Annotated in this window: 21 protein-coding genes; 15 read left to right on the top strand and 6 right to left on the bottom strand. The window is 63.1% G+C overall.

What is annotated here, in order from left to right; all coding sequences use genetic code 11:
• Positions 1-83: 83 nt before the first annotated feature.
• From acnA to OKW27_RS07620, 6 genes are all read right to left on the bottom strand, one after another.
• Positions 84-2,798, bottom strand: a complete 2,715-nt coding sequence (gene acnA, locus OKW27_RS07645; RefSeq protein ID WP_429333093.1) for an aconitate hydratase AcnA — start codon at positions 2,796-2,798, stop codon at positions 84-86.
• A gap of 42 nt (positions 2,799-2,840) precedes the next feature.
• Entirely contained in the window at positions 2,841-4,292 is a 1,452-nt protein-coding gene (locus OKW27_RS07640; protein WP_429333092.1) for a bifunctional 2-methylcitrate dehydratase/aconitate hydratase, read from the bottom strand.
• 24 nt (positions 4,293-4,316) lie between these two features.
• Positions 4,317-4,829 carry a hypothetical protein gene (locus OKW27_RS07635; protein WP_429333091.1) on the bottom strand — a complete coding sequence of 171 codons (513 nt, stop codon included), beginning with the start codon at positions 4,827-4,829 and terminating at the stop codon, positions 4,317-4,319.
• Between the two features lie 101 nt (positions 4,830-4,930).
• A complete protein-coding gene (gene prpC / locus OKW27_RS07630; RefSeq protein WP_429333090.1) occupies positions 4,931-6,118 on the bottom strand; it encodes a bifunctional 2-methylcitrate synthase/citrate synthase in 1,188 nt (395 codons plus the stop codon).
• Positions 6,119-6,172: 54 nt separating this feature from the next.
• Positions 6,173-7,189, bottom strand: coding sequence for an HpcH/HpaI aldolase/citrate lyase family protein (locus tag OKW27_RS07625; RefSeq protein ID WP_429333089.1), 1,017 nt, complete (start codon positions 7,187-7,189; stop codon positions 6,173-6,175).
• 192 nt (positions 7,190-7,381) lie between these two features.
• Positions 7,382-8,365 (bottom strand): malate dehydrogenase, encoded by a 984-nt coding sequence (locus OKW27_RS07620; RefSeq protein ID WP_090808272.1) that lies wholly within the window; start codon positions 8,363-8,365, stop codon positions 7,382-7,384.
• 539 nt (positions 8,366-8,904) lie between these two features.
• Here OKW27_RS07620 and OKW27_RS07615 point away from each other — a divergent pair.
• The 15 genes from OKW27_RS07615 (at position 8,905) to OKW27_RS07545 (ending at position 24,363) form a co-directional block, all read left to right on the top strand.
• Positions 8,905-9,705: a GntR family transcriptional regulator gene (locus OKW27_RS07615; protein ID WP_184038002.1), complete on the top strand. Its 801-nt coding sequence runs from the start codon at positions 8,905-8,907 to the stop codon at positions 9,703-9,705.
• Positions 9,706-9,862: 157 nt separating this feature from the next.
• Positions 9,863-10,279 carry a succinate dehydrogenase, cytochrome b556 subunit gene (gene sdhC / locus OKW27_RS07610; protein ID WP_090808277.1) on the top strand — a complete coding sequence of 139 codons (417 nt, stop codon included), beginning with the start codon at positions 9,863-9,865 and terminating at the stop codon, positions 10,277-10,279.
• Between the two features lie 2 nt (positions 10,280-10,281).
• Positions 10,282-10,650 (top strand): succinate dehydrogenase, hydrophobic membrane anchor protein, encoded by a 369-nt coding sequence (gene sdhD / locus OKW27_RS07605; RefSeq protein WP_429333088.1) that lies wholly within the window; start codon positions 10,282-10,284, stop codon positions 10,648-10,650.
• Positions 10,651-10,654: 4 nt separating this feature from the next.
• A complete protein-coding gene (gene sdhA, locus OKW27_RS07600; RefSeq protein WP_184057561.1) occupies positions 10,655-12,430 on the top strand; it encodes a succinate dehydrogenase flavoprotein subunit in 1,776 nt (591 codons plus the stop codon).
• Between the two features lie 26 nt (positions 12,431-12,456).
• Complete coding sequence (locus tag OKW27_RS07595) at positions 12,457-13,161, top strand: succinate dehydrogenase iron-sulfur subunit (protein WP_090808286.1); 705 nt, start codon at positions 12,457-12,459, stop codon at positions 13,159-13,161.
• A gap of 84 nt (positions 13,162-13,245) precedes the next feature.
• Complete coding sequence (locus OKW27_RS07590) at positions 13,246-13,518, top strand: succinate dehydrogenase assembly factor 2 (RefSeq protein ID WP_429333087.1); 273 nt, start codon at positions 13,246-13,248, stop codon at positions 13,516-13,518.
• 72 nt (positions 13,519-13,590) lie between these two features.
• The gene (gltA, locus tag OKW27_RS07585; protein ID WP_429333086.1) at positions 13,591-14,892 is read left to right on the top strand and encodes a citrate synthase; all 1,302 of its coding nucleotides are present in this window, start codon (positions 13,591-13,593) and stop codon (positions 14,890-14,892) included.
• Between the two features lie 297 nt (positions 14,893-15,189).
• Entirely contained in the window at positions 15,190-16,599 is a 1,410-nt protein-coding gene (gene leuC, locus OKW27_RS07580) for a 3-isopropylmalate dehydratase large subunit (RefSeq protein WP_184036019.1), read from the top strand.
• 5 nt (positions 16,600-16,604) lie between these two features.
• A complete protein-coding gene (locus tag OKW27_RS07575; RefSeq protein ID WP_018424119.1) occupies positions 16,605-16,763 on the top strand; it encodes an entericidin A/B family lipoprotein in 159 nt (52 codons plus the stop codon).
• An 84-nt stretch (positions 16,764-16,847) separates the two neighbouring features.
• On the top strand, positions 16,848-17,501 hold the full coding sequence (gene leuD, locus OKW27_RS07570; protein WP_090808294.1) for a 3-isopropylmalate dehydratase small subunit: 654 nt from the start codon (positions 16,848-16,850) through the stop codon (positions 17,499-17,501).
• A 90-nt stretch (positions 17,502-17,591) separates the two neighbouring features.
• The gene (gene leuB, locus OKW27_RS07565; protein WP_090808296.1) at positions 17,592-18,659 is read left to right on the top strand and encodes a 3-isopropylmalate dehydrogenase; all 1,068 of its coding nucleotides are present in this window, start codon (positions 17,592-17,594) and stop codon (positions 18,657-18,659) included.
• Positions 18,660-19,019: 360 nt separating this feature from the next.
• On the top strand, positions 19,020-20,141 hold the full coding sequence (gene asd / locus OKW27_RS07560) for an aspartate-semialdehyde dehydrogenase (RefSeq protein ID WP_429333085.1): 1,122 nt from the start codon (positions 19,020-19,022) through the stop codon (positions 20,139-20,141).
• Between the two features lie 138 nt (positions 20,142-20,279).
• Complete coding sequence (locus tag OKW27_RS07555) at positions 20,280-22,847, top strand: FimV/HubP family polar landmark protein (protein WP_429333084.1); 2,568 nt, start codon at positions 20,280-20,282, stop codon at positions 22,845-22,847.
• Entirely contained in the window at positions 22,844-23,656 is an 813-nt protein-coding gene (gene truA, locus OKW27_RS07550; RefSeq protein WP_429333083.1) for a tRNA pseudouridine(38-40) synthase TruA, read from the top strand. The genes OKW27_RS07555 and truA overlap by 4 nt, the downstream gene beginning before the upstream one ends.
• Complete coding sequence (locus tag OKW27_RS07545; RefSeq protein WP_429334565.1) at positions 23,653-24,363, top strand: phosphoribosylanthranilate isomerase; 711 nt, start codon at positions 23,653-23,655, stop codon at positions 24,361-24,363. Before truA ends, OKW27_RS07545 begins: the two co-directional genes overlap by 4 nt.
• The last annotated feature ends 15 nt before the right edge of the window (positions 24,364-24,378 follow it).

Below are 24,378 nucleotides of genomic sequence, written 5' to 3'. Positions count from 1 at the left end.
GAGGTCGGGCTTCAAAGTCGGCTGCGCCCTCCACAGGACGCAGCCCCTGCAAAACAGCGAGGCTGTATGCGTTGCCGCGAGGCTTAAGCAGCCAGCAGCGAGCGCAGCACGAACGGCAGAATCCCGCCGTGCTTGTAGTAGTCGACTTCGATCGGCGTGTCGATACGCAGCAGCACCGGAACGCGCTTGTCGCCGTCCTTGCCGTGGATCACGAGCGTGACTTCCTGTTGCGGCTTGAAGTCGTCGCCGAGGCCTTCGATGTCGTACGTTTCTTCGCCGGTGATGCCGAGCGACTGCACGCTATCCGAGCCCTTGAACTGCAGCGGCAGAACGCCCATGCCGACCAGGTTCGAACGATGGATCCGCTCGAAGCTGCGTGCGACCACAGCCTTCACGCCCAGCAGTTGCGTGCCCTTGGCCGCCCAGTCGCGCGACGAGCCCGTGCCGTACTCTTCGCCCGCGAACACGACGGTCGGCGTATCGGCGGCGATGTACTTCATCGCTGCGTCATAGATGGACAGCTGTTCGCCGCTCGGCTGGTGAATCGTCAGGCCGCCTTCGATGCGCGAGCCATCCGCCTTCGCCGGGATCATCAGGTTCTTGATACGGACGTTCGCGAACGTGCCGCGCATCATCACGTCGTGGTTACCGCGCCGCGAGCCGTAGCTGTTGAAGTCGGCCTTTTGCACGCCGTTTTCCTTCAACCAGCGGCCTGCCGGCGAGTCTTCCTTGATCGAGCCTGCCGGGCTGATGTGGTCGGTCGTGACCGAGTCACCGAAGATGCCCAACGCGCGTGCGCCCTTGACCGGCGCGATGCTGGAAGCCGGCGTCATCGAGAAGTCCTTGCCGAAGAACGGCGGCTCGGCGATGTAGGTCGACTTCGGCCAGTCGTAGACCTGACCTTCTTCGCCCTCGATCTTGCTCCACAGGTCGCCCTTCTTCGTGAGCTGCGAGTAGTTCTTGCGGAACGCGTCGGCATCCATCGCGTACTTCAGCAGCGCGTTGACTTCTTCGCTGGTCGGCCAGATGTCGCCGAGGTAGACGTCCTTGCCGCCCTTGCCCTTGCCGACCGGCTCGGTCATCAAGTCGCGCGTGATGTTGCCGGCGATCGCGTATGCTACGACGAGCGGCGGCGACGCGAGGAAGTTCGCGCGGATGTTCGGGTGGATACGCGCTTCGAAGTTACGGTTGCCCGACAGCACCGCTGCCGCGACGATGTCGTTCTTCGTGATCGCGTCGTTCAGTTCCGGCGTCAGGTCGCCCGCGTTGCCGATACAGGTCGTGCAGCCGTAAGCGGCCAGCGTGAAGCCGAGCTTGTCGAGGTACTTCAGCAGGTCGGTCTTCGTCAGGTACTCGGTGACGATACGCGATCCCGGCGCCAGCGACGTCTTGATGTGCGGAGCGACCGTCAGGCCAGCTTCGACAGCCTTCTTCGCAAGCAGACCGGCGGCCAGCAGCACGCTCGGGTTCGACGTGTTCGTGCACGACGTGATCGCGGCGATCAGCACGTCGCCGTTCTTGACGTCGACGCCGTTGCTCGTCGTGTATTGCGCGTCGAGATCGGCGGCCTTCTTCGCAAAGCCGTTTTCGGCGACCGGCTTCGAGAACAGGTCGGTGAAGGTCGACTTCACATGGCCGATCTCGATGCGGTCCTGCGGACGCTTCGGGCCTGCCAGCGACGGCGCGACCGTCGCGAGATCCAGCGTGACGACCTTCGTGTAATCGATATCGCCTTCGCCCGGAATGCCGAACAGCTCCTGCGCCTTGAAGTAGTTTTCGAAAGCCGCGATTTCCGCGTCCGTGCGGCCCGTGCCGTGGAAGAAGTCGATGGTCTTTTCGTCGACCGGGAAGAAGCCCATCGTTGCGCCGTATTCCGGCGCCATGTTGCCGATCGTCGCACGGTCCGGCACCGACAGCGAGCGCGTGCCTTCGCCGAAGAACTCGACGAACTTGCCGACGACCTTCTCCTTACGCAGCAGTTCGGTGATCGTCAGCACGAGGTCGGTCGCAGTCACGCCTTCGATCAGCTTGCCCTTCAGGTGCACACCGACGACGTCCGGCGTCAGGAAGTACACCGGCTGGCCGAGCATGCCTGCTTCGGCTTCGATACCGCCCACGCCCCAGCCGACCACGCCGATGCCGTTGATCATCGTCGTGTGGCTGTCCGTGCCGACCAGTGAATCCGGGTAGTACACGGTGTCCGCGCCGTCGGCCTTCTTGTGCACGCCCCGCGCGAGGTACTCGAGGTTCACCTGGTGAACGATGCCGACGCCCGGCGGCACGACCTTGAACGTGTCGAACGCCTGCATGCCCCACTTCATGAACTGATAGCGCTCGTTGTTGCGCTGGAATTCCAGCTTCATGTTCAGGTCGAGCGCGTTCTTCTCGCGGAAGTGGTCGATCTGCACCGAGTGGTCGACGACCAGATCGACCGGCACCAGCGGCTCGATCGACTTCGGGTTCTTGCCGATGGCCTTCGCGACGCCGCGCATCGCGGCGATGTCGGCGAGCAGCGGCACGCCGGTGAAGTCCTGCAGCACGACGCGCGACACGACGAACGGAATTTCGTCGACGCGCGCCGCGGTCGGCTTCCAGTTCGCGAGTTGCGTGACATGTTCTTCGGCGACTTTCTTGCCGTCGTAGTTGCGCAGCACCGATTCCAGCACGATACGGATCGAGACCGGCAGGCGGTCGATCTTGAGGTTCAGAGCCTTGCCGAGTTGCGGCAGGGAGTAGAACTTGCCTTTGCCGGAACCGCTGTCGAATTCCTTGAGCGTTTTGTGGAGGTTGTGGGCCATGGTGTTTTCCTTGGTTTGGATCGCGGAACTACAGTACTCAACCTAGATGACGTACAGATCGACGTATTCATTGACCGGCGTCGCTTCGAGCTTGGCCTGGTCGAGCGATACGTCGAGAATCGCCAGTTGTTGCTTGACCGGAAAGCGCCGCGCGAGGTTGGTCTTGAACTTCTCGACCAGCAACGGAATACCGTCTTCACGACGGCGCTTATGACCGATCGGGTATTCGACTACGACTTCACCGAACTTCGACCCGTCGTTGAATTCGATCGCCAGTGCGTTGGCGATCGAACGCTTCTCCGGGTCGTGATAGTCCTTCGTGAACTGTGGGTCTTCGACGCATTCCATCTTCGCGCGCAATGCATCGATACGCGAGTCCTGCGCGACTGAATCTTCGTAATCGGCAGCCGTCAGACGGCCGAAAATCAGCGGTACCGCGATCATGTACTGGATGCAATGATCACGGTCAGCCGGATTGTTTAGCGGACCCTTTTTATCGATGATGCGAATCGCCGCTTCGTGGGTGCGGATCGTGATGCGGCGAATGTCTTCGACGCGCCGGCCCTGGGCGGCGAGCTGCACATGCAGCGCGAGCGCGGCTTCCACGGCGGTTTGCGCGTGGAACTCGGCCGGAAACGAGATTTTGAACAGCACGTTTTCCATCACGTACGAGCCGTACGGACGCTGGAACTGGAACGCGTTGCCGTTGAACAGCACGTCGTAGAAGCCCCACGTTTTCGCGCTGAGCACCGACGGATAGCCCATCTCGCCGGTCTTCGAGATCAGCGCGAGGCGCACGGCGCGCGAGGTCGCGTCGCCGGCGGCCCACGATTTGCGCGAACCGGTGTTCGGCGCATGACGGTAGGTGCGCAGCGCCTGCCCATCGACGAGCGCCTGCGATACCGCGTTGATCAGCTCGTCGCGCGTAAGGCCGATCAGCTGGCCGACCACCGCGGTCGACGCTAGCTTGACGAGCAGCACATGATCGAGCCCGACCTTGTTGAACGAGTTCTCGAGCGCGATGCAGCCTTGAATTTCGTGCGCCTTGATCATGGCGATCAGGACGTCTTTCATCGTCAGCGGCGCTTTGCCGGCTTCGATGGCGGTGCGCGAGAGCCAGTCGGCCGTCGCGAGAATGCCACCGAGGTTATCGGACGGATGGCCCCATTCGGCGGCGAGCCAGGTGTCGTTGAAATCGAGCCAGCGGATCATCGCGCCGATGTTGAAGGCCGCCTGAACCGGGTCCAGCTGGAACGACGTGCCCGGCACCTTCGCGCCGTTGGGGACGATCGTGCCTGCCACGATCGGTCCCATCAGCTTGGTGCAGGCTGGGTAGGTAAGCGCCTCAAGTCCGCAACCGAGCGTGTCGATCAGGCAATGACGCGCGGTTTCCAGCGCGAGCGCGCTGTCGATCCGGTAATCCAGCACGTAGTCGACGATATCGGCCAGGACGGCGTCCGGGGCGGGTCGTACGTTGGAGATCGGGGCGGACATCGGGGGCTTCCCTGGCGGCGAAAATCAGTTGCCGGTCTTGTTGATCGCGTTCGATTGCGTTGCAGCCGGCGCGCCCTCTTCCATGGCGACCGTCTTGCACTCGTCGGCGAGACGCGAGCTGTCCTTGTCCTGGAACAGCATGGCCTTCGTCGGGATCACGACGAGGTCCATACCCGACGCTGCGTCGTGGAAGCGGTCGGCGCCCGTCGTGGTCGCTTCGCGCGGCAGGTTGTAGTTCTTGTTCGCCCAGTGAACCGTGACAATCTGGTCACGCTTCATGTCGCCTTTCATTTCGAAAGCAAGGCCGTCCTTGCACGCCCACTTTTCAGCGCCTTCCGGGATCGGATCGACCTTCGCTTCCTTCGCCGGATTCGGCTTGCGCTTGATCAGGCGGCGCGGCTCCGGGCGCTTCGCGACGGCCTTGGTGGCCGGCTTCTTCGTGGTGGTGGCCGTGTCCGCAGCGGTGGCGTCAGTCGCGACGGTCAGCATCGTCGTGGACAGGGCGCCAATCATGGCGGCGATCATCAGCTTTTTCATGGAGAAAACCTTTCTATCAAAATCAGTTAAACAGTGCGCGGACAACCGGTCCGGCGGCCGCGCGGGTTGAACTGCACGCGCTGTGGAGCGCGCAGCGATCGCTATTTTCTCCTATTTAGCGGCACGTACTTTAAATTCTCGGGTCCGGTGTAATTCGCGCTCGGCCGAATGATCTTGTTGTCGACGCGCTGCTCGATGATGTGCGCGCTCCATCCTGCCGTACGCGAGATCACGAACAGCGGCGTGAACATCGCGGTCGGCACGCCCATCATGTGATACGACACCGCGCTGAACCAGTCGAGGTTCGGGAACATCTTCTTCGCGTCCCACATCACCGATTCGAGCCGTTCGGCGATCGAGAACAGCTTCGTGTTGCCCGCTTCCTTCGACAGCTTCTTCGCGACTTCCTTGATGATCTTGTTGCGCGGGTCCGAGATCGTGTAGACCGGATGGCCAAAGCCGATCACGACTTCCTTGTTCTCGACGCGGCGGCGGATGTCGGCTTCGGCTTCGTCAGGCGTCTGGTAGCGCGACTGGATTTCGAACGCGGCTTCATTGGCGCCGCCGTGTTTCGGGCCGCGCAGCGCGCCGATCGCGCCGGTGACCGCCGAGTACATGTCCGAGCCCGTGCCCGCGATCACGCGGCCGGTGAACGTCGACGCGTTGAACTCGTGCTCCGCATACAGGTTCAGCGAGACGTGCATCGCATCGACCCACGCCTTCGACGGCTCGACGCCATGCAGCAGATGCAGGAAATGACCGCCGATCGAATCGTCGTCGGTTTCGACCTCGATGCGCTTGCCGTTGTGCGAGTAGTGATACCAGTACAGCAGCATCGAGCCGAGCGAGGCCATCAGCTTGTCGGCGATATCGCGCGCGCCGGGCAGGTTGTGATCGTCTTTCTCCGGCAGCACGGTGCCGAGCACCGACACGCCGGTGCGCATCACGTCCATCGGATGCGCGGCGGCCGGAATCCATTCGAGCGCGGCCTTCACGTTGGCGGGCAGGCCGCGCATCGACTTCAGCTTCGTCTTGTACGCGGTCAGTTCGGCCTGCGTCGGCAGCTTGCCGTGGACCAGCAGATAAGCGATCTCCTCGGATTCGCACGCCTCGGCGATGTCGAGAATGTCATAGCCGCGATAGTGCAGATCGTTGCCGGTCTTGCCGACCGTGCACAGCGCGGTGTTGCCCGCGGTCACGCCCGACAGCGCGACGGATTTTTTCGGTTTGAAGCCGCTTTGCGTTTCGTTGCCGCCTGTTGCGCCAGCGGCTTGCGTCGTCTCGCTCATGTTCCGCCTTCTCCTGTGTGCCGGCTCATCGCTGCCGTTTGAAAAACGCGTCGCTTATGCCACCGACTGTCCGTTGGCGCCCACTTGCGCAAAAAGCGGCGCCGCTTCTTGTGGAACAGCGCGGCCGGTGGTTTGCGCGCGGCGCAGCACCGACCAGTAATAGCGGTAGCTCGCACGGTCGTGCAGCGTATCGCCATGACGCGTCGGGCCCCAATGCGCGGACTGCGCGGCCAGCAGGATTTCGGCGGCCGTCGCGATTTCTTCGTCGCGCGGCGCGAACGCGGCGACGATCGCCTCGATCTGCGCGGGGTGGATGCTCCACATGCGCGTGTAGCCGAACTCGTTGCGGGCGCACTGTGCGTCGTTCGCGACAACGCTCATGTCGCGCACTTCGGTGCTGACGTTGTGCGACGGCACCTTGCCGAACGCATGGCAGGCCGCCGAAATCTCGAGCTTCGCGCGCCGCACGAGCGGATGATCGAATTGGCCCGGCGAGCGCATCGCGGTATCGGGGATCGCGCCGTCGTGCGCGGAGACGAAGTCCATCAGGCCGAAGCTCAGCGCCTCGACGCCCGGCAGCGCGGCGAGTTCGAACACACGCGTAAGCGCGCCGTGGGTTTCGACCAGCAACTGCACCGGCACCGGCTGCGCGAGGCCGAGCTCGCGCCGCGTCGCCTCGATGAACGCGATCATTTCGGCGGCATCGTGAACATTGCGGATTTTCGGCAGCGTGATGTAAGCGGGTGCTCGCTTTGCGGCGCGCAGAATGAGGCGTACGTCGTCGCGCCAGTGCGCGTGAGCGAAGTCGTGGATGCGCACGCCGACGCGGCCGAAGCGGTCACGCTCGCTGCCCAGTAGCGATGCGACCAGTTCCGCGTGCTCAGCCTCGCGGCCGACCTGCGCGCCGTCTTCGCAATCGAGCGTGATATCGAACACCGGGCCGAGTTGCTGCTGTAACGCGAGCGACTTCAGCATCAGCTTTTCGCTGCCCGCGTAGTGATCGCAGGCAGGCAGCACAGCGGGCGGCGCTTCGCCCTCAAACAGCACTTCGGCGGGTGTGAGAACGCGCATCTTCGGCGTGTGGGGCGTGGTGAAAATTAAGGATGTCGGATTCGGGCGTGCTCTGCGCGAGTGCCGTCGGGCAACGGCAAAGCACGTTCGAATCAGAGGCGAATGGCGATGATCGCACGGCCATTCACACGAAAAAAACCGGAACCCGCCGCGCTGAGGCTTCGGAGTTCCGGTTCATCGGCATCAGATAGCTTAGCCGAGCAGGTGCTGAACGCCGTCGCGCTCTTCCAGCAGTTCCTGCAGCGTGCCGTCCATCTTTTCGCGCGAGAACGCGTCGATTGCCAGACCTTCGACGCGCTTGTACTCGCCGTTTTCGCAGGTCACGGGCACGCCGTAGATGATGTCTTCAGGGATGCCGTACGAGCCGTCCGACGGGATGCCCATCGTGACCCACTTGCCGTTCGTGCCGAGCACCCAGTCACGCACGTGGTCGATCGCAGCGTTAGCCGCCGATGCCGCCGACGACAGGCCGCGCGCTTCGATGATCGCCGCGCCGCGCTTGCCGACGGTCGGGATGAACGTGTTGCGGTTCCATTCTTCGTCGTTGATCAGCTTGGTCAGGTCCTGACCTTCAGCCGTTGCAACGCGGAAGTCGGGGTACATGGTCGGCGAGTGGTTGCCCCACACTGCGAGCTTTTCGATCGACGCGACCGGCTTGCCCGACTTGGCGGCCAGTTGCGACAGCGCGCGGTTGTGGTCCAGACGGAGCATCGCGGTGAAGTTCTTCTTCGGCAGATCCGGCGCCGACTTCATGGCGATGTATGCGTTCGTGTTGGCCGGGTTGCCGACCACCAGAACCTTCACGTCGCGGCTGGCGACGTCGTTCAGCGCCTTGCCCTGAACCGTGAAGATTTCGGCGTTGGCCGACAGCAGATCCTTGCGCTCCATACCCTTCGAACGCGGACGCGCGCCGACCAGCAGTGCAATGTCGGCGTCCTTGAACGCGACCTTCGGGTCGTCCGTGATCACGACGCCCGACAGCAGCGGGAATGCGCAATCATCCAGTTCCATCACGACGCCTTTGACGGCGGCTTGCGCTTGCGGCAGATCGAGCAGTTGCAGGATCACCGGCTGGTCCTTGCCGAGCAGGTCGCCATTGGCGATGCGGAATAGCAGGGAGTAAGCGATTTGACCTGCGGCGCCGGTGACGGCAACGCGCTTTGCGGGCTTAGCCATTGAGAAATCTCCAGGACGATGCGTTAGACGCTAGGGAAAACGCCATTCTATATGCGCGTTCAGCGAAGCGTGATGAAACACGGCGGAATTCACTGTTCGCGTGCGGGCTCGGAACTGGCGAGACCGGGCGGCGCGCTGCGGCAAGACCGCCGTGCCGGAAAGCTGTACTGCGGAGCGGGACGGGATGGCCCAGCGCTTACGCCGGGCCGGGGCCGCAACTGCACGGTGCGGGCTCCTGCAAACAGCGCGTTTCGGCAAGCGTCGGGCCAGCGGGTGCAACACGGAGACAGCGCGCGAATGCAACGGATGGCGGCGAATCGAAACCTGGACTGCGTAGGGGACGGCATGGTGCAGAGTGGCTGCCGGAGCGTCGCGGCGCTGCATCAAACAGCCGCCGCAAAATCCCGCAAACCCTTGCTCGACAAGGAGTGTAGGAGTCGAAACAGACAAAGTCAACAGTATCTTATGTCTTATATAAGACACATCTATCGCGGGGAAAACCCTAGACGTGTCCCAGCCCTTTATGATGAAATGCGCGCATGAATTCGAACCCGGCGAATCCTGTGAACCCGAATGGCCAAGGGGCCGCCGGCGAAGGCGTATCCGCTGTTTCCGCTGCCGCGTCGCCTACCTTCAGCCCCTTATATCAGCAGATCAAGGGCTTGATTACGCAGAGCCTCGAAAGCGGCGAATGGAAGCCGGGCGAGATCATTCCTAGTGAAGTCGAACTGGCCGCGCGTTTCAAGGTGAGTCAGGGTACGGTGCGCAAGGCGATCGACGAACTCGCCGCCGACAACCTGCTGGTGCGCCGCCAGGGCAAGGGCACCTTCGTTGCAACGCACAACGAAGAGCGCGCGCAGTTCCGTTTCCTGAGATTGCTCGCGGACGACGGCGCCGAGCATCCGCACGTGAGCCGTCTGCTCGAATGCCGGCGGCTGCGCGCATCGGCGGAAATCGCGCGGCAGCTCGATCTGAAGCCGGCCGATCCGGTCGTGCTGATCAAGCGTTTGCTGCAGTTCGACGGCGAAGTCACCGTGCTCGACGAAATCTGGCTGCCCGGCGTCGTGTTCCGCGGGCTCACGCTCGAGCGGCTGTCGGAGTACAAGGGTCCCCTCTACGCGATGTTCGAGACGGAATTCGGTACCCGCATGATTCGCGCGACGGAAAAAATCCGCGCGGTCGCGGCGGAGCCTTCCGTGGCGGACCTGCTGCATGTGCCGGCGGGTTTTCCGTTGCTGTCGGTCGAGCGCGTGTCCTATACCTATGGGGACCGGCCGGTCGAAGTCCGGCGAGGTTGGTATGTCACAACCGGGTATTACTATCAGAACGATCTGAGCTGAATCGGGCTGAAACGAGGCGCGGCGTCCCACACGCGTGCCAATCGGAAGGCGCTTTTAATGCGCGCGCCGCAAAGGACCCAGCGTGGTTTTCGCTGCAGCGCGATATAAAAAGGCGCTAAAATTGCGGATTAGTGTGACTACATAGTAGGGGTCTAGCATGGCAGAAGCCGTAAAAAAACCGAGGCCGGAATTCCGGAACATCGGTATTGGGCAAATACTGACGGCATACCGTCTCCCGCTGGCGGGGCGCGTGTCGATTCTGCATCGCGTGAGCGGTGCCTTGTTGTTTCTCTTCCTTCCGTTCCTGCTGTTCCTCTTCGATCAGAGCCTGACTTCCGAACTGAGCTTCGAAGTATTCAAAGGCTTCCTCTCCAACATCATCGTCAAGCTGATCACGCTGGTTCTCGCGTGGGCCTTCCTGTTCCACTTCTGCGCCGGCATCCGTCACCTCGTGATGGATACGAATCATGATGCCGTGTCGAAGGAGAAGGGCAAATCGACCTCCATCGTGGTGATCGTCGTGTCGTCGCTGCTTACCATCGCATTCGCGGCAAAACTGTTCGGAGCATTCTAAAAATGTCAGCCAATAACCGAATCGGTTCGAAGCGTCTCGTCGTCGGCGCGCATTACGGTCTGCGCGACTGGCTCGCGCAACGCGTCACCGCCTGCGTGATGGCGGTGTACACGGTGATTCTGCTCGCGTGGTTCTTCCTCGCGCGCGACTTTTCGTACGACGGCTGGGCGTCGATCTTCGCGACGCAGTGGATGAAGCTCGCCACGTTCGTCACGCTTCTCTCGCTGTTCTACCACGCGTGGGTTGGTATCCGTGACATCTGGATGGATTACGTGAAGCCCGTTGGCACGCGTCTCGTCCTCCAGGTGCTGACGATCCTCTGGCTGCTCGCATGTGCGGGCTACGCTGTGCAGATTCTCTGGAGAGTATAAAAGCATGGTTGCAATCAAGAATTCTCTGCCGCGTCGCCGCTTCGACGTCGTCATCGTCGGCGCGGGCGGCTCGGGGATGCGCGCGTCGCTGCAACTCGCGCGTGCCGGTCTGTCGGTCTGCGTGCTGTCCAAGGTGTTCCCGACGCGTTCGCACACGGTCGCGGCCCAAGGCGGCATCGGCGCTTCGCTCGGCAACATGAGCGAAGACAACTGGCACTACCACTTCTACGACACGATCAAGGGCTCCGACTGGCTCGGCGACCAGGACGCGATCGAGTTCATGTGCCGTGAAGCACCGAACGCCGTCTACGAACTCGAACACTTCGGCATGCCGTTCGACCGTAACGCAGACGGCACGATCTATCAGCGCCCGTTCGGCGGCCACACCGCGAACTACGGCGAAAAGCCGGTGCAACGCGCCTGCGCGGCGGCTGACCGTACCGGTCACGCGCTGCTGCACACGCTGTACCAGCAGAACGTTGCTGCCAAGACGCAATTCTTCGTCGAATGGATGGCGCTGGACCTGATCCGCGACGCCGACGGCGACGTGCTCGGCGTGACCGCACTGGAAATGGAAACCGGCGACGTCTACATCCTCGAAGGCAAGACCACGCTGTTCGCCACGGGCGGCGCGGGCCGGATCTTCGCGGCATCGACCAACGCGTTCATCAACACCGGTGACGGCCTCGGCATGGCGGCCCGTTCGGGCATCGCGCTGCAGGACATGGAATTCTGGCAATTCCACCCGACCGGCGTGGCCGGCGCGGGCGTGCTGATCACCGAAGGCGTGCGCGGCGAAGGCGGTATTCTGCGTAACTCGAACGGCGAGCGTTTCATGGAACGCTACGCGCCGACGCTGAAGGATCTGGCGCCGCGCGACTTCGTTTCGCGTTCGATGGACCAGGAAATCAAGGAAGGCCGCGGCGTGGGTCCGAACAAGGATCACGTGCTGCTCGACCTGTCGCACATCGGTGCCGAGACGATCATGAAGCGTCTGCCGTCGATCCGCGAAATCGCGCTGAAGTTCGCGAACGTCGACTGTATCAAGGAGCCGATCCCGGTCGTGCCGACCATCCACTACCAGATGGGCGGTATTCCGACGAACATCAACGGCCAGGTCGTCGGGACGCCGCGCGGCCCCGAAGAAGTCGTCAACGGTTTCTACGCAGTGGGCGAATGCTCGTGCGTGTCGGTGCATGGCGCAAACCGCCTTGGCACGAACTCGCTGCTCGACCTCGTGGTGTTCGGCCGCGCTGCCGGCAACCACATCGTCAAGCACGTGAAGGAACTGAAGGAACACAAGCCGCTGCCGGCCGATGCAGCCGACTTCGCGCTGTCGCGTCTGGCGAAGCTGGACAACTCGTCGTCGGGCGAGTACGCACAGTCGGTCGCGAACGACATCCGCGGCACGATGCAGAAGCACGCTGGTGTGTTCCGTACCTCGGCTCTGCTGTCCGAAGGCGTCGAGGCCATCCGTGAAGTGGCGGCACGCGTCGACAACATCCATCTGAAGGACAAGTCGAAGGTGTTCAACACGGCTCGCATCGAAGCGCTCGAAGTGGCGAACCTGATCGAAGTGGCACGCGCCACGATGGTCTCCGCCGAAGCGCGCAAGGAAAGCCGCGGCGCGCACGCGCAGAACGACTTCGAACATCGCGACGACGAAAACTGGCTGCGCCATACGTTGTGGTTCAGCGAAGGCGATCGCCTCGACTACAAGCCGGTTCACATGAAGCCGCTGACCGTCGAATCGGTTCCGCCGAAAGCGCGTACCTTCTAAGGCACAAGTCAAAGGAATTCAGAGAAATGGCCAAGCGTACATTTGAAATTTACCGCTACGATCCGGACAAGGACGCCGCTCCGCGCATGCAGACGTACGAGATCGAAATCGACTCGCACGAACGCATGCTGCTCGACGCGCTCATCAAGCTGAAGGCGCTCGACGAAACCCTGTCGTTCCGCCGCTCGTGCCGCGAAGGCGTGTGCGGTTCGGACGCAATGAACATCAACGGCAAGAACGGCCTCGCGTGCCTGACGAACCTGAACGACCTGCCGCAGAAGATCGTGCTGCGTCCGCTGCCGGGCCTGCCCGTCGTGCGTGACCTGATCTGCGACTTCACGCAGTTCTTCAACCAGTATCACTCGATCAAGCCGTACCTGATCAACGATACGCCGCCGCCTGAAAAGGAACGTCTGCAGTCGCCGGAAGAACGTGACGAGCTCGACGGCCTGTACGAATGTATCCTGTGCGCGAGCTGCTCGACGTCGTGCCCGAGCTTCTGGTGGAACCCGGACAAGTTCGTCGGCCCGGCTGGTCTGCTGCAAGCCTACCGCTTCATCGCGGATAGCCGCGACGAGGCAACCGGCGAGCGCCTCGACAACCTGGAAGATCCGTATCGTCTGTTCCGTTGCCACACCATCATGAACTGCGTCGACGTTTGTCCGAAGGGCCTTAACCCGACCAAGGCAATCGGCAAGATCAAGGAATTGATGGTTCGCCGCGCTGTCTAGTATCAATGAGCTCCGCGTCCCCTGGCGCGCGCTGCCCCCGAGAGGGCGGTCAGTGCGCCCGGGCGCGGCGTGGGGTGTACCGACATGACCGAAACATCGCATCAGTCCGACCCTCTCCGCCGCGCGCGTCTTCGCTGGCGCGCACGGCGGGGCCTGCTGGAAAACGACCTGATTTTCGAGCGTTTTTTCAGCCGATATGAGCATGACCTCTGCGATGCCGACGTGGGCGCACTCACGCGCCTGCTCGAGCTGAGCGATAACGACCTGATGGACTTGCTGCTCGCGCGCAAGGAACCAGAAGGCGATCTGGCCGACCCGGACGTGGTCCGGGTTCTGGAGTTGCTGCGCAACGCTTGAGCGCCGCCAGTCCGTTGTTCCAGGCGTGCAATTATCGAAACCCTGTATTCATACTTCGATTGAGGATGTGCTATGACCCCGTCAGATGTTAAAGCCACGCTATCGTTCAGCGACAATTCGCCGAGCGTCGAAATGCCGATTTACAAGGGCACGATTGGCCCGGATGTGATCGACATTCGCAAACTGTACGGCCAGACCGGCAAATTCACGTACGACCCGGGCTTCATGTCGACGGCGGCGTGCAATTCGGCGATTACCTACATCGACGGCGACAAGGGCGAACTGCTCTACCGCGGCTACCCGATCGACAACCTCGCGCAAAACGCCGATTTCCTCGAAACCTGCTACCTGCTGCTGAACGGCGAGCTGCCGAACCAGAAGCAGAAGGTCGAATTCGTCGGCACCGTCACGAAGCACACGATGGTGCACGAGCAGATGCAGTTCTTCTTCCGCGGCTTCCGCCGCGACGCGCACCCGATGGCAATTCTGGTCGCCGCGGTCGGCGCGCTGTCGGCGTTCTATCACGACTCGCTCGACATCAATAACCCGCGTCACCGCGAAGTGTCGGCGATCCGTATGATCGCGAAGCTGCCCACGCTGGTCGCGATGGCGTACAAGTACAGCATCGGCCAGCCGTTCGTGTATCCGAAGAACGACCTGTCGTACAGCGCGAACTTCATGCGCATGATGTTCTCGAACCCGTGCGAAGAGTACGAGGTCAACGACGTGCTGGTGCGCGCGCTCGACCGTATCCTGATCCTGCACGCTGACCACGAGCAGAACGCGTCGACGTCGACCGTGCGGCTCGCCGGTTCGTCGGGCGCGAATCCGTTCGCGTGTATCGCGGCGGGTATCGCGTGTCTGTGGGGCCCGGCGCACGGCGGCGCGAACGAAGCCGCGCTGACCATGCTGGAAGAAATCGGCTCGGTCGACAACATTTCTGAGTTCATCAAGCAGGTGAAGGACAAGAACTCGGGCGTGAAGCTGATGGGCTTCGGCCACCGCGTGTACAAGAACTACGACCCGCGCGCGAAGCTGATGCGCGAGACCTGCTACGAAGTGCTCGAAGAGCTGGGCCTGCACGACGATCCGCTGTTCAAGCTCGCGATGGAACTCGAAAAGATCGCGCTCGAAGACGAATACTTCGTGTCGCGCAAGCTGTACCCGAACGTCGACTTCTACTCGGGCATCGTGCAGCGCGCGCTGGGCATTCCGACGTCGATGTTCACGTGTATCTTCGCGATGGCGCGTACGGTCGGCTGGATCGCGCAGTGGAACGAAATGATCGCCGATCCCGAGCAGAAGATTGGTCGTCCGCGTCAGTTGTTCATCGGCGAGACGCTGCGTGAAGCGAAGCCGATCGCACAGCGCTGATCGCTGATCGACCTCGATACGCGCGCTTCGCAGCGGCATTCGTGCCGTGCAAAAGCGCGAAATTGGAGTGAATAAAACGCCTCGACGGGTTTACCGTTGGGGCGTTTTCCGTTTCGGCGGCAGCTAGGCGTCGCTGGGGCCAACGCTTGCCGGGTAACGACGATACAGGTATTGCCACTACCAGCCAACTCCATGTTTTTTATCGGTTTTTTCGTCGGCTGAGCAGCCCATCGCGGTGTGCAGCGTGGCATAATCAATCGACACAGTCAGCCCGCAGTCACTACTACCCCGCATACCATGGCACAGACTCTCTACGACAAATTGTGGAACACGCACGTGGTCCACACGGAAGACGACGGCACCACGATTCTCTACATCGACCGTCACCTGCTGCATGAAGTGACCAGCCCGCAGGCGTTCGAAGGCCTGAAGATGGCCGAGCGTCCGGTGTGGCGCATCAGCGCGAACCTGGCCGTGTCCGACCACAACGTGCCGACCACGGACCGCAGCCACGGCATCGCCGATCCGGTATCGAAGCTGCAGGTCGACACGCTCGACGCCAACTGCGACGCCTTCGGCATCACACAGTTCAAGATGAACGACCTGCGTCAGGGCATCGTTCACATCATCGGGCCGGAACAGGGCGCCACGCTGCCGGGTATGACAATCGTCTGCGGCGACTCGCACACGTCCACGCACGGCGCGTTCGGCGCGCTCGCGCACGGCATCGGTACGTCGGAAGTCGAGCACGTGCTGGCCACGCAAACGCTGCTGCAGAAGAAGAGCAAGAACATGCTCGTGAAGGTCGAGGGCCAATTGCCGCGCGGCTGTACCGCGAAGGACATCGTGCTCGCGATCATCGGCAAGATCGGCACCGCGGGCGGCACCGGCTACGCGATCGAATTCGGCGGCTCGACGATCCGTTCGCTGACAATGGAAGGCCGCATGACGGTCTGCAACATGGCGATCGAAGCGGGCGCGCGCGCCGGCATGGTCGCCGTCGACGACACCACGGTCGAATACCTGAAAGGCCGTCCGTTCTCGCCGCAGGGCGTCGAGTGGGATCACGCGGTCGAGTACTGGAAGCAGTTCAAGTCGGACGACGGAGCGCATTTCGATCGCGTGGTCGAGTTGAACGCCGCCGAAATCGTGCCGCAGGTCACCTGGGGCACGTCGCCGGAAATGGTCACGCCGATCGACGGCCGCGTGCCGGATCCGGAGCGCGAAAAGGACCCGGTCAAGCGCGACGCGATGGAGCGCGCGCTCAAGTACATGGCGCTCGAGCCGAACGCGCCGATCGAGTCGATCAAGCCGGATAAAATCTTTATCGGGTCGTGCACCAACGCGCGCATCGAAGACATTCGCGCCGCGGCTTATGTCGTGAAGAAGCTCGGCCGTCGGGTCGCGCCGAACATCCGTCTGGCGATGGTCGTGCCGGGTTCGGGTCTCGTGAAGGCGCAGGCGGAGCGTGAAGGCCTCGACAAGGTCTTTACCGAGGCCGGTTTCGAATGGCGCGAGCCGGGCTGCTCGATGTGTCTGGCAATGAACGCCGACCGGCTCGAGCCGGGCGAGCGTTGCGCGTCCACGTCGAACCGCAATTTCGAAGGTCGTCAGGGCGCTGGTGGCCGCACGCACCTGGTGAGCCCCGCGATGGCCGCGGCTGCGGCCATCGAAGGGCATTTCGTCGACATTCGCAAGCTCGGATAAATCGCATGATGAAGAACATGAATCGCATCACTCTATTGCGCCGCTTCGCACTCGGCACGTTCGCCGGGCTCCTGCTCGGTCTTGCCGGCTGCAACACGGTGCACGGATTCGGCCAGGACATGTCGCACCTCGGCAATTCGATCAGCAATCACGCTGAGAAATAAGCGGTTTTTGATTTTTGCCGGCGATACGGCGCGGGGGTTCCAGCCGCCAGTCGCATCGCCCGGTCCTGAACAGGCGCAAGCGTCATGGATAAATTCATCGTACACACCGGCGTCGTGGCGCCGCTCGATCGCGAGAACGTCGACACGGACGCGATCATTCCGAAGCAGTTCCTGAAGTCGATCAAGCGCACGGGTTTCGGTCCGAATGCGTTCGACGAATGGCGCTACCTCGACCACGGCGAACCGGGTCAAGACAACTCGAAGCGTCCGCTGAACCCGGATTTCGTGCTGAACCAGCCGCGCTACCAGGGCGCCTCGGTGCTGCTCGCGCGCAAGAATTTTGGCTGCGGCAGCTCGCGCGAACACGCGCCCTGGGCGTTGCAGCAATACGGCTTTCGCGCGCTGATCGCGCCGAGCTTCGCGGACATCTTCTACAACAACTGCTTCAAGAACGGCGTGCTGCCGATCGTGCTGACCGAACAGCAGGTCGATCATCTGTTCAACGAGACGTATGCGTTCAACGGCTTCGAGCTGACGATCGACCTCGAAGCGCAAGTCGTGCGCACGGCCGACGGCGGCACCGAATATCCGTTCGAAGTCGCTGCGTTCCGCAAGTATTGTCTGCTGAACGGTTTCGACGACATCGGCCTCACGCTGCGTCACGCGGACAAGATCCGCCAATTCGAAGCGGAGCGTCTCGCGAAGCAACCGTGGCTGAACCATCGCCTCGTCCGTTAAGCGAAACCGTGAGGGCGTCAGGGGCGTGAAGTCCGCGCGCCAATGTCGGTTTGCGCCAGAAAGATCCGAAAAAATCATCAAGGAATTCGCATGAAGATCGCAGTGTTGCCGGGCGACGGCATCGGTCCCGAAATCGTCAAGGAGGCCGTCAAGGTCCTGAACGTGCTGGGCGAGAAGTTCGAACTCGAAGAAGCGCCGGTCGGCGGCGCAGGCTACGAAGCGAAGGGCCACCCGCTGCCGGACTCGACGCTCGCGCTCGCGAAGGAAGCCGACGCGATCCTGTTCGGCGCGGTCGGCGACTGGAAGTACGACAAGCTCGAACGCGCGCTGCGCCCTGAGCAGGCGATTCTCGGTCTGCGCAAGCACCTGGAACTTTTCGCGAACTTCCGTCCGGCGATCTGCTACCCGCAACTGACGGGCGCGTCGTCGCTGAAGGAAGAGATCGTTTCGGGTCTCGACATCCTGATCGTGCGCGAACTGAACGGCGACATCTACTTCGGCGCGCCGCGCGGCGTGCGTACGTCGCCGGACGGCCTGTTCGCCGGCGCAAAGGAAGGCTTCGACACGATGCGCTATTCGGAACCCGAAGTGCGCCGCATCGCGCACGTCGCATTCCAGGCGGCGCAAAAGCGCGGCAAGAAGCTCACCTCGGTCGATAAAGCCAACGTGCTCGAAACGTCGCAGTTCTGGAAGGACGTGATGATCGACGTGTCGAAGGAATACGCGGACGTCGAACTGTCGCACATGTACGTCGACAACGCCGCGATGCAGCTCGTGAAGGCGCCGAAGTCGTTCGACGTGATCGTGACCGGCAACATGTTCGGCGACATCCTGTCCGACGAGGCGGCCATGCTGACCGGCTCGATCGGCATGCTGCCGTCGGCATCGCTCGACAAGAACAACAAGGGCTTGTACGAGCCGTCGCATGGCTCCGCGCCGGATATCGCCGGCAAGGGCGTTGCCAATCCGCTCGCCACGATCCTGTCGGCCGCGATGATGCTGCGCTATTCGCTGAACAAGGCGGAGCAGGCCGATCGCATCGAAACCGCGGTGAAGAAGGTGCTCGAACAGGGCTATCGTACCGGCGACATTCTCACGCCGGGTTGCAAGCAGATCGGCACCGCCGCGATGGGCGATGCCGTCGTGGCCGCGCTGTAAAACGCGTGCACCGCATGCGCTCGCAGAGCGAGGGCATGCGGTGGTCAGGTCAACGATACTGGCCTTTTAAAAACGCGAATCGGGCCTTGAAACAGGCCGATTTGCGCGTCATACGGCGAAGAACGCCGCCAGTTTTCCGTTTTCGTGTATATTGTTTTGATGGCTCAGATCTCCCAAATCTCCTCGATTTCCAAAATGCACGGCACAACGGCCCGTGCGATCGAGTTCGCCATTACCATCAAAACCATTACCCCGAAAACGATCACGAAGCGCTGATCGTCCGTCGTGCCCGCCCATCTTCCCCGCGCGGTCACTGCGGGCAAAGACGCGGGGAAGTTTCCATTCGAAGGGTATGAAGTCATGAACGTAGGTCTCGTAGGTTGGCGCGGCATGGTCGGCAGCGTCCTGATGCAACGTATGCAGCAGGAAGGCGATTTCGACTTGATCGAACCGGTGTTTTTCAGCACCAGCAACGCGGGCGGCAACGCGCCTTCGTTCGCCAAAAACGAGACCAGGCTCAAAGATGCGACAAGCATCGACGACCTGAAGAAGTGCGACGCGATCATTTCCTGCCAGGGCGGTGACTACACGAACGAAGTGTTCCCGAAGCTGCGCGCGGCGGGCTGGAACGGCTACTGGATCGACGCGGCATCGTCGCTGCGCATGAAGGACGACGCGGTCATCATTCTCGACCCGGTCAACCTCGACGTGATCAAGAACGCGCTCGTCAAAGGCCAGAAGAATTTCATCGGCGGTAACTGCACGGTCAGCCTGATGCTGATGGCATTGGGCGGCCTGTTCCGCGAAAACCTCGTCGACTGGATGACGGCCATGACTTATCAGGCCGCATCCGGCGCGGGCGCGCAGAACATGCGCGAATTGCTGTCGCAAATGGGCACGCTGCACGGCGCGGTGAAGAACGAACTGGCAGACCCGGCTTCGGCGATTCTCGACATCGACCGCCGCGTGCTCGAAGCGATGAACAGCGACAGCATGCCGACCGACCACTTCTGCGTACCGCTCGCGGGCTCGCTGATTCCGTGGATCGACAAGGATCTCGGCAACGGCATGTCGAAGGAAGAGTGGAAGGGCGGCGCGGAAACCAACAAGATCCTCGGCAAGCCGGCCATGGGCACGCCGGGTTCGATTCCCGTCGATGGTCTGTGCGTGCGGATCGGCGCAATGCGCTGCCATTCGCAAGCGCTCACGATCAAGCTGAACAAGGACGTGCCGCTCGACGAAGTGAACAGCATCCTCGCGTCGGGCAACGACTGGGTCAAGGTTGTGCCGAACGAACGCGAAGCGTCGATGCGCGATCTGTCCCCGGCGGTTGTCACCGGTACGCTGACGGTGCCGGTCGGCCGCGTGCGCAAGCTCGCGATGGGCGGCGAGTATCTGTCGGCCTTCACTGTCGGCGATCAGCTGCTGTGGGGCGCGGCTGAACCGCTGCGTCGTATGCTTCGCATTGTGCTCGACAAGTAAAGTAAACTACGCGCTCACGACGCGTAGACAACTCAAGAAGCGTCGCGCTTGCGCGGCGCTTTTTCATTGTGTGCTCCGATCATCTTGTCTCTTTCCACTCGCAAAAAAGGCTGCGCGCTGACGCGCCCAGGAGTCCCGATGAACTTTCGACGCTCCGCTCTTCGGGCTATGTCCATTCGTCACGAGAAGGTGCGATTCAGCAGCCGTCCGGCGGCGATGGCCGCTTGTGCCACTTTCGCCCTTGCGCTGCTCGGCGGTGGCGCGGGCAATGCGCTTGCCGCGCCGGCCAGTGCCACGAGCGCGCCGGATGCCGCTTCCGCTGTCAGTTCCACTACCGCTGTCGTTGCTGTCGCTGCGGGCTCTCAGTACACCGTACACGCAGGGCAGTCGCTGAACGATGTCGCGATCGCTATTACGCAGTCGCATGACCGGGCGGTACTCGCGCGCGCTACGCACGCATTGTTCGACACGAATCCGGCCGCGTTCATGAATCACGATCCGAGCCGGATGCGTGTAGGAGCGGTGTTGATCGTGCCGGCGCTCGATGCGTCGGGGGCCTTGGCGGCTTCGTCGACTGGGGCCGCGGCAGGGGCGTCGGAGTCCACGGCGGCCGCGCCCGCTGCCGCGCCGACTGCCGCGCCGGCCGCGGCGGCTGCCGCCAGCACGGCGAGTGCAGTCGCGCAGGTCAACGCCGCCGCCGCGAGTACGGCCAGCGCGGCGGCTCAAGCGACGACGCCAGCCGCATCCACGGTTTCCGGCGCGGCCAGTGCGGTGGTATCGACCGGCGTGGCGGCGGGCGGTGCGGTTTCGTCCGCGCCAGTGGCCGGTTCGGCGCCGGTGGCGACGAGTGGCACGCGGGAATGGGCCGGATCGATTCAACCGGCGGCGAGCGCGCCCGCCGGACAAGCGCCGTCGGCAGCGACCGCGCAGGCGGCTTCGCAGCCGCATCCGCAGGTGTCGAGTCTGCAGCAATTGCTGGCGCTGAAAAACCGCGTGCTGATGGAGTTGCAGAAGCACGGTATCGGCGGGGCGCCCGTCGCTTCAGGCCCAACGCCGACGAGCGCTGCGCAGCCGGCCCCGGCAGGTTCCGCGGCGACCGTGGCCGTGGCGCCGGAGCACGCGAATGTGACGACGTCGCCGTCGAATGAGGGCGGCATCTCTCAGCGCGATTTGAGCATCGCGGCGGCCGTAGGCGCGGCACTGATTGTTCTGCTCGCTGCTCTGCGCATGGGTCGCCGCAAGCACGATAAAGAGGCCGCGGCACGGGCTGCCCAGGCAACTGATGCGGAAATGGCGAGATCCGCGCGTGAGGCCGATTCGCGCAATGGCAGCGCGGCGGCGGGGCAGGCCGCGGTCACGGAAGGATCGGACGCGCAAGATCAAGAGGTTGCACGGCAGGCCGCAGCAGCAGAGCATGCGGCTGCGGAACGTGCGGCTGCGGAACGTGCGGCTGCGGAACGTGCAGCAGCCGAGCAAGCCACAGCAGAAAGCGCGGCAGCCGAACGTGCAGCAGTCGAGCAAGCCGCAGCGGAAAGTGCAGCAGCCGAACAGACGGCAGCGGAGCGAGCAGCGGCCGGAGAACACGCCGCGGCGGAACGCGCAGCAGCCGAACAAGCAGCAGCACGCGTCGCCGCCGAACATGCGGAAGCGGAACGCATCGCAGCAGAACGCAGCGCATCCGAGCGCGCCGCAGAAGAACAAGCGGCACAGCAAGCAGGCACGCCCGAACCTACTGCACCGACGGCGCCACTCGCCAGCATCCCGCTACCCAGCCAAAGCGAACTGTCCAGCGAACCACCGGCTGTCGCACCCGCCCATGACGAGACGCTGCGCTCGGCCGCGACGGCCGCCAATCTCGCCGCCGCGGCAGAACTCGGCGCCGACGCGCTGCCGCTGGGACCGCTCGAACCGGTTGGCGCCGCGACGCAGGACGAGAACGCGCATCGCCTGCAATGGGACGAGGAACCCACAGAAAGTCCGACCGCAGAGAAAACAACAGGCACGACGACAACCCCGAGCCCAAGCGCCGCGGAACCGCCCTCGACAGCGTCGCACACCGCGACGGCCGAACCGCAGTCCCCCTTGAACGTTCCACCCCCAGTGATCGATTTCACGCAACATCAGATCGAACCGCGCGCCACTACGTCGTTCGGTCAGCCGTTCAGCGACATCCCCGTGCCGACGGAACGCGCGCCGTCCGCGCCGACCGAGTTCCCGCGCGAGGCCGTCGACGCGTTCGGCAGCCTCAACATGCCGCTGCCACCGCGCATCGACGTGCCCACCCTCGGCGAAGCGGAGCCTTCCACGTCGCTTTCGACGCAACCGGTCGCATCGCCCGGCACGACCGCGCAGCAGGCCTTCGGCGTCCATGGCGCGGACGACGACGCCCCGCACATCGCCGACCAGATCGCCGCCGGCACAGCCGGCCACGGCGCCGTCGCGGGCCTCGGCGCGGCCGGCTTCGGCGCGCTGAAGCTCGACTTCGACCTCGAGTTGCCGCCGAGCCCGGCTCAGCCATTGCCGGCCTTCACACCGGCCGATCTCGGCCGCATCGCGCGCAACAAGCTGGAGTTGGCCTCCGAGTACATCGAGCTCGGCGATCTGGCGGGCGCCCGCGCGCTCATCAACGAAGTGATCGAAGCAAACGATCCGGCCACGCGCACCGAAGCCCGCGCGTTGCTTTCGACTCTCGCACCGCTGTCGTGAAGCGCATCGCATTAGGCGTGCAATACGACGGCGCCGCGTTCACTGGATGGCAGTCGCAGCCGCATGGCAACACGGTACAGGACGAGCTCGAACGGGCGCTGCGCGAATTCATGCGCAGGCCCGTGCAGACGGTGGTCGCCGGCCGCACCGACCGCGGTGTGCATGGCTTGGGTCAGGTCGTGCATTTCGACACCGACCTCGATCGTCTCGAGATCTCCTGGGTGCGCGGCCCGAATGCGTTTCTGCCGAAGACGATCGGCGTGCAATGGGCCAAGCCGATGCCCGACGATTTTCACGCGCGGTTTTCGGCATTCGAGCGGACCTATTACTACGTGCTGTACGTAAGTCCGGTTCGCTCGCCGATGCTCACGACGCGCGCCGGCTGGGTGCACACGCCACTCGACGTCGACGCGATGCGCTCGGCCGCCGAGCACCTGATCGGCGAGCATGACTTTTCGGCGTTTCGTTCGTCGCAATGCCAGTCGAAGACGCCGTTCAAGCACCTGTACCAGATCGACGTCAAACGACAGGGTAACTTCGTGCATTTCCGCTTCCGCGCGAACGCCTTCCTGCATCACATGGTGCGCAACGTGATGGGCTGTCTGATCGAAATCGGCAGCGGCCGCCGCCCGGCCGCGTGGATGGCCGACGTGCTCGCGAGCCGTAGCCGCGATTGCGCGGCGCCGACCTTCATGCCCGACGGCTTGTATCTCGCGCAAGTGGGCTATCCTGAGCAATTCGGAGTGCCCGATCCGGCGACGGGCAGCGTGCCGTGGAGCAGCGTATGGACCGAACAACCGGAAACATGAAAGCAGCAGAGAACCCCGCCATTCAGATCGACGCCACCGCCTTGCAAGGCGTGCCACATCGCACGCGCATCAAGCTGTGCGGACTGTCGAAACCCGTCGACATTGCACACGCGATCGACCTCGGCGCCGACGCGATCGGCCTCGTGTTCTATCCGCCGAGCCCGCGCTCGGTGAGCGTCGCGCAAGCGGTCGAACTCGTGCACGAGGTGCCGCCGTTCGTGTCGGTCGTCGGTCTGTTCGTCAACGCGACGGCGGAATGGATTCACGAAGTCGCGAGCAACGTGAACCTGACGCTGTTGCAGTTCCACGGCGACGAGACGCCTGAGCAGTGCGAGGCGCTCGCCGGCGTTGCGGGTTTGCCTTGGTTGCGCGCGTTGCGAGTTGCGGCGGATACTCGAGCGGCCGATTTGGTAAAATCGGCATTCAACTATTCAGCAGCTAGTGGTCTTCTATTCGACACCCATGTCGAAGGCTACGGCGGCGGTGGGAAGGTTTTCGATTGGTCACTTATTCCAGCAGAGCTCGCGCGTCGGGCCGTTTTGAGTGGTGGGTTGAACGCGCAAAACGTCAGTGATGCGATCCATCGCGTGCGCCCGTACGCGGTCGATGTCTCGAGCGGCATCGAAGTAGCGGGCGCCCGGGGCGTGAAGGATCACGCCCGGATGGCGGCGTTTGTACGCGCGGTGCGCGCTGCGGACGCTGAATGATTCAGGCTCGCGGGC

It is taken from the genome of Paraburkholderia sp. 35.1 (assembly GCF_050436525.1).
GTDB lineage: Bacteria > Pseudomonadota > Gammaproteobacteria > Burkholderiales > Burkholderiaceae > Paraburkholderia > Paraburkholderia tuberum.
This window is presented reverse-complemented; position numbering and strand designations above follow the sequence as displayed.

Coding starts and splice junctions, on each gene's coding strand:
- acnA (WP_429333093.1), bottom strand. CDS start 2,798: ATGGCCCACAACCTCCACAAAACGCTCAAGGAATTCGACAGCGGTTCC.
- OKW27_RS07640 (WP_429333092.1), bottom strand. CDS start 4,292: ATGTCCGCCCCGATCTCCAACGTACGACCCGCCCCGGACGCCGTCCTG.
- OKW27_RS07635 (WP_429333091.1), bottom strand. CDS start 4,829: ATGAAAAAGCTGATGATCGCCGCCATGATTGGCGCCCTGTCCACGACG.
- prpC (WP_429333090.1), bottom strand. CDS start 6,118: ATGAGCGAGACGACGCAAGCCGCTGGCGCAACAGGCGGCAACGAAACG.
- OKW27_RS07625 (WP_429333089.1), bottom strand. CDS start 7,189: ATGCGCGTTCTCACACCCGCCGAAGTGCTGTTTGAGGGCGAAGCGCCG.
- OKW27_RS07620 (WP_090808272.1), bottom strand. CDS start 8,365: ATGGCTAAGCCCGCAAAGCGCGTTGCCGTCACCGGCGCCGCAGGTCAA.
- OKW27_RS07615 (WP_184038002.1), top strand. CDS start 8,905: ATGAATTCGAACCCGGCGAATCCTGTGAACCCGAATGGCCAAGGGGCC.
- sdhC (WP_090808277.1), top strand. CDS start 9,863: ATGGCAGAAGCCGTAAAAAAACCGAGGCCGGAATTCCGGAACATCGGT.
- sdhD (WP_429333088.1), top strand. CDS start 10,282: ATGTCAGCCAATAACCGAATCGGTTCGAAGCGTCTCGTCGTCGGCGCG.
- sdhA (WP_184057561.1), top strand. CDS start 10,655: ATGGTTGCAATCAAGAATTCTCTGCCGCGTCGCCGCTTCGACGTCGTC.
- OKW27_RS07595 (WP_090808286.1), top strand. CDS start 12,457: ATGGCCAAGCGTACATTTGAAATTTACCGCTACGATCCGGACAAGGAC.
- OKW27_RS07590 (WP_429333087.1), top strand. CDS start 13,246: ATGACCGAAACATCGCATCAGTCCGACCCTCTCCGCCGCGCGCGTCTT.
- gltA (WP_429333086.1), top strand. CDS start 13,591: ATGACCCCGTCAGATGTTAAAGCCACGCTATCGTTCAGCGACAATTCG.
- leuC (WP_184036019.1), top strand. CDS start 15,190: ATGGCACAGACTCTCTACGACAAATTGTGGAACACGCACGTGGTCCAC.
- OKW27_RS07575 (WP_018424119.1), top strand. CDS start 16,605: ATGATGAAGAACATGAATCGCATCACTCTATTGCGCCGCTTCGCACTC.
- leuD (WP_090808294.1), top strand. CDS start 16,848: ATGGATAAATTCATCGTACACACCGGCGTCGTGGCGCCGCTCGATCGC.
- leuB (WP_090808296.1), top strand. CDS start 17,592: ATGAAGATCGCAGTGTTGCCGGGCGACGGCATCGGTCCCGAAATCGTC.
- asd (WP_429333085.1), top strand. CDS start 19,020: ATGAACGTAGGTCTCGTAGGTTGGCGCGGCATGGTCGGCAGCGTCCTG.
- OKW27_RS07555 (WP_429333084.1), top strand. CDS start 20,280: ATGAACTTTCGACGCTCCGCTCTTCGGGCTATGTCCATTCGTCACGAG.
- OKW27_RS07545 (WP_429334565.1), top strand. CDS start 23,653: ATGAAAGCAGCAGAGAACCCCGCCATTCAGATCGACGCCACCGCCTTG.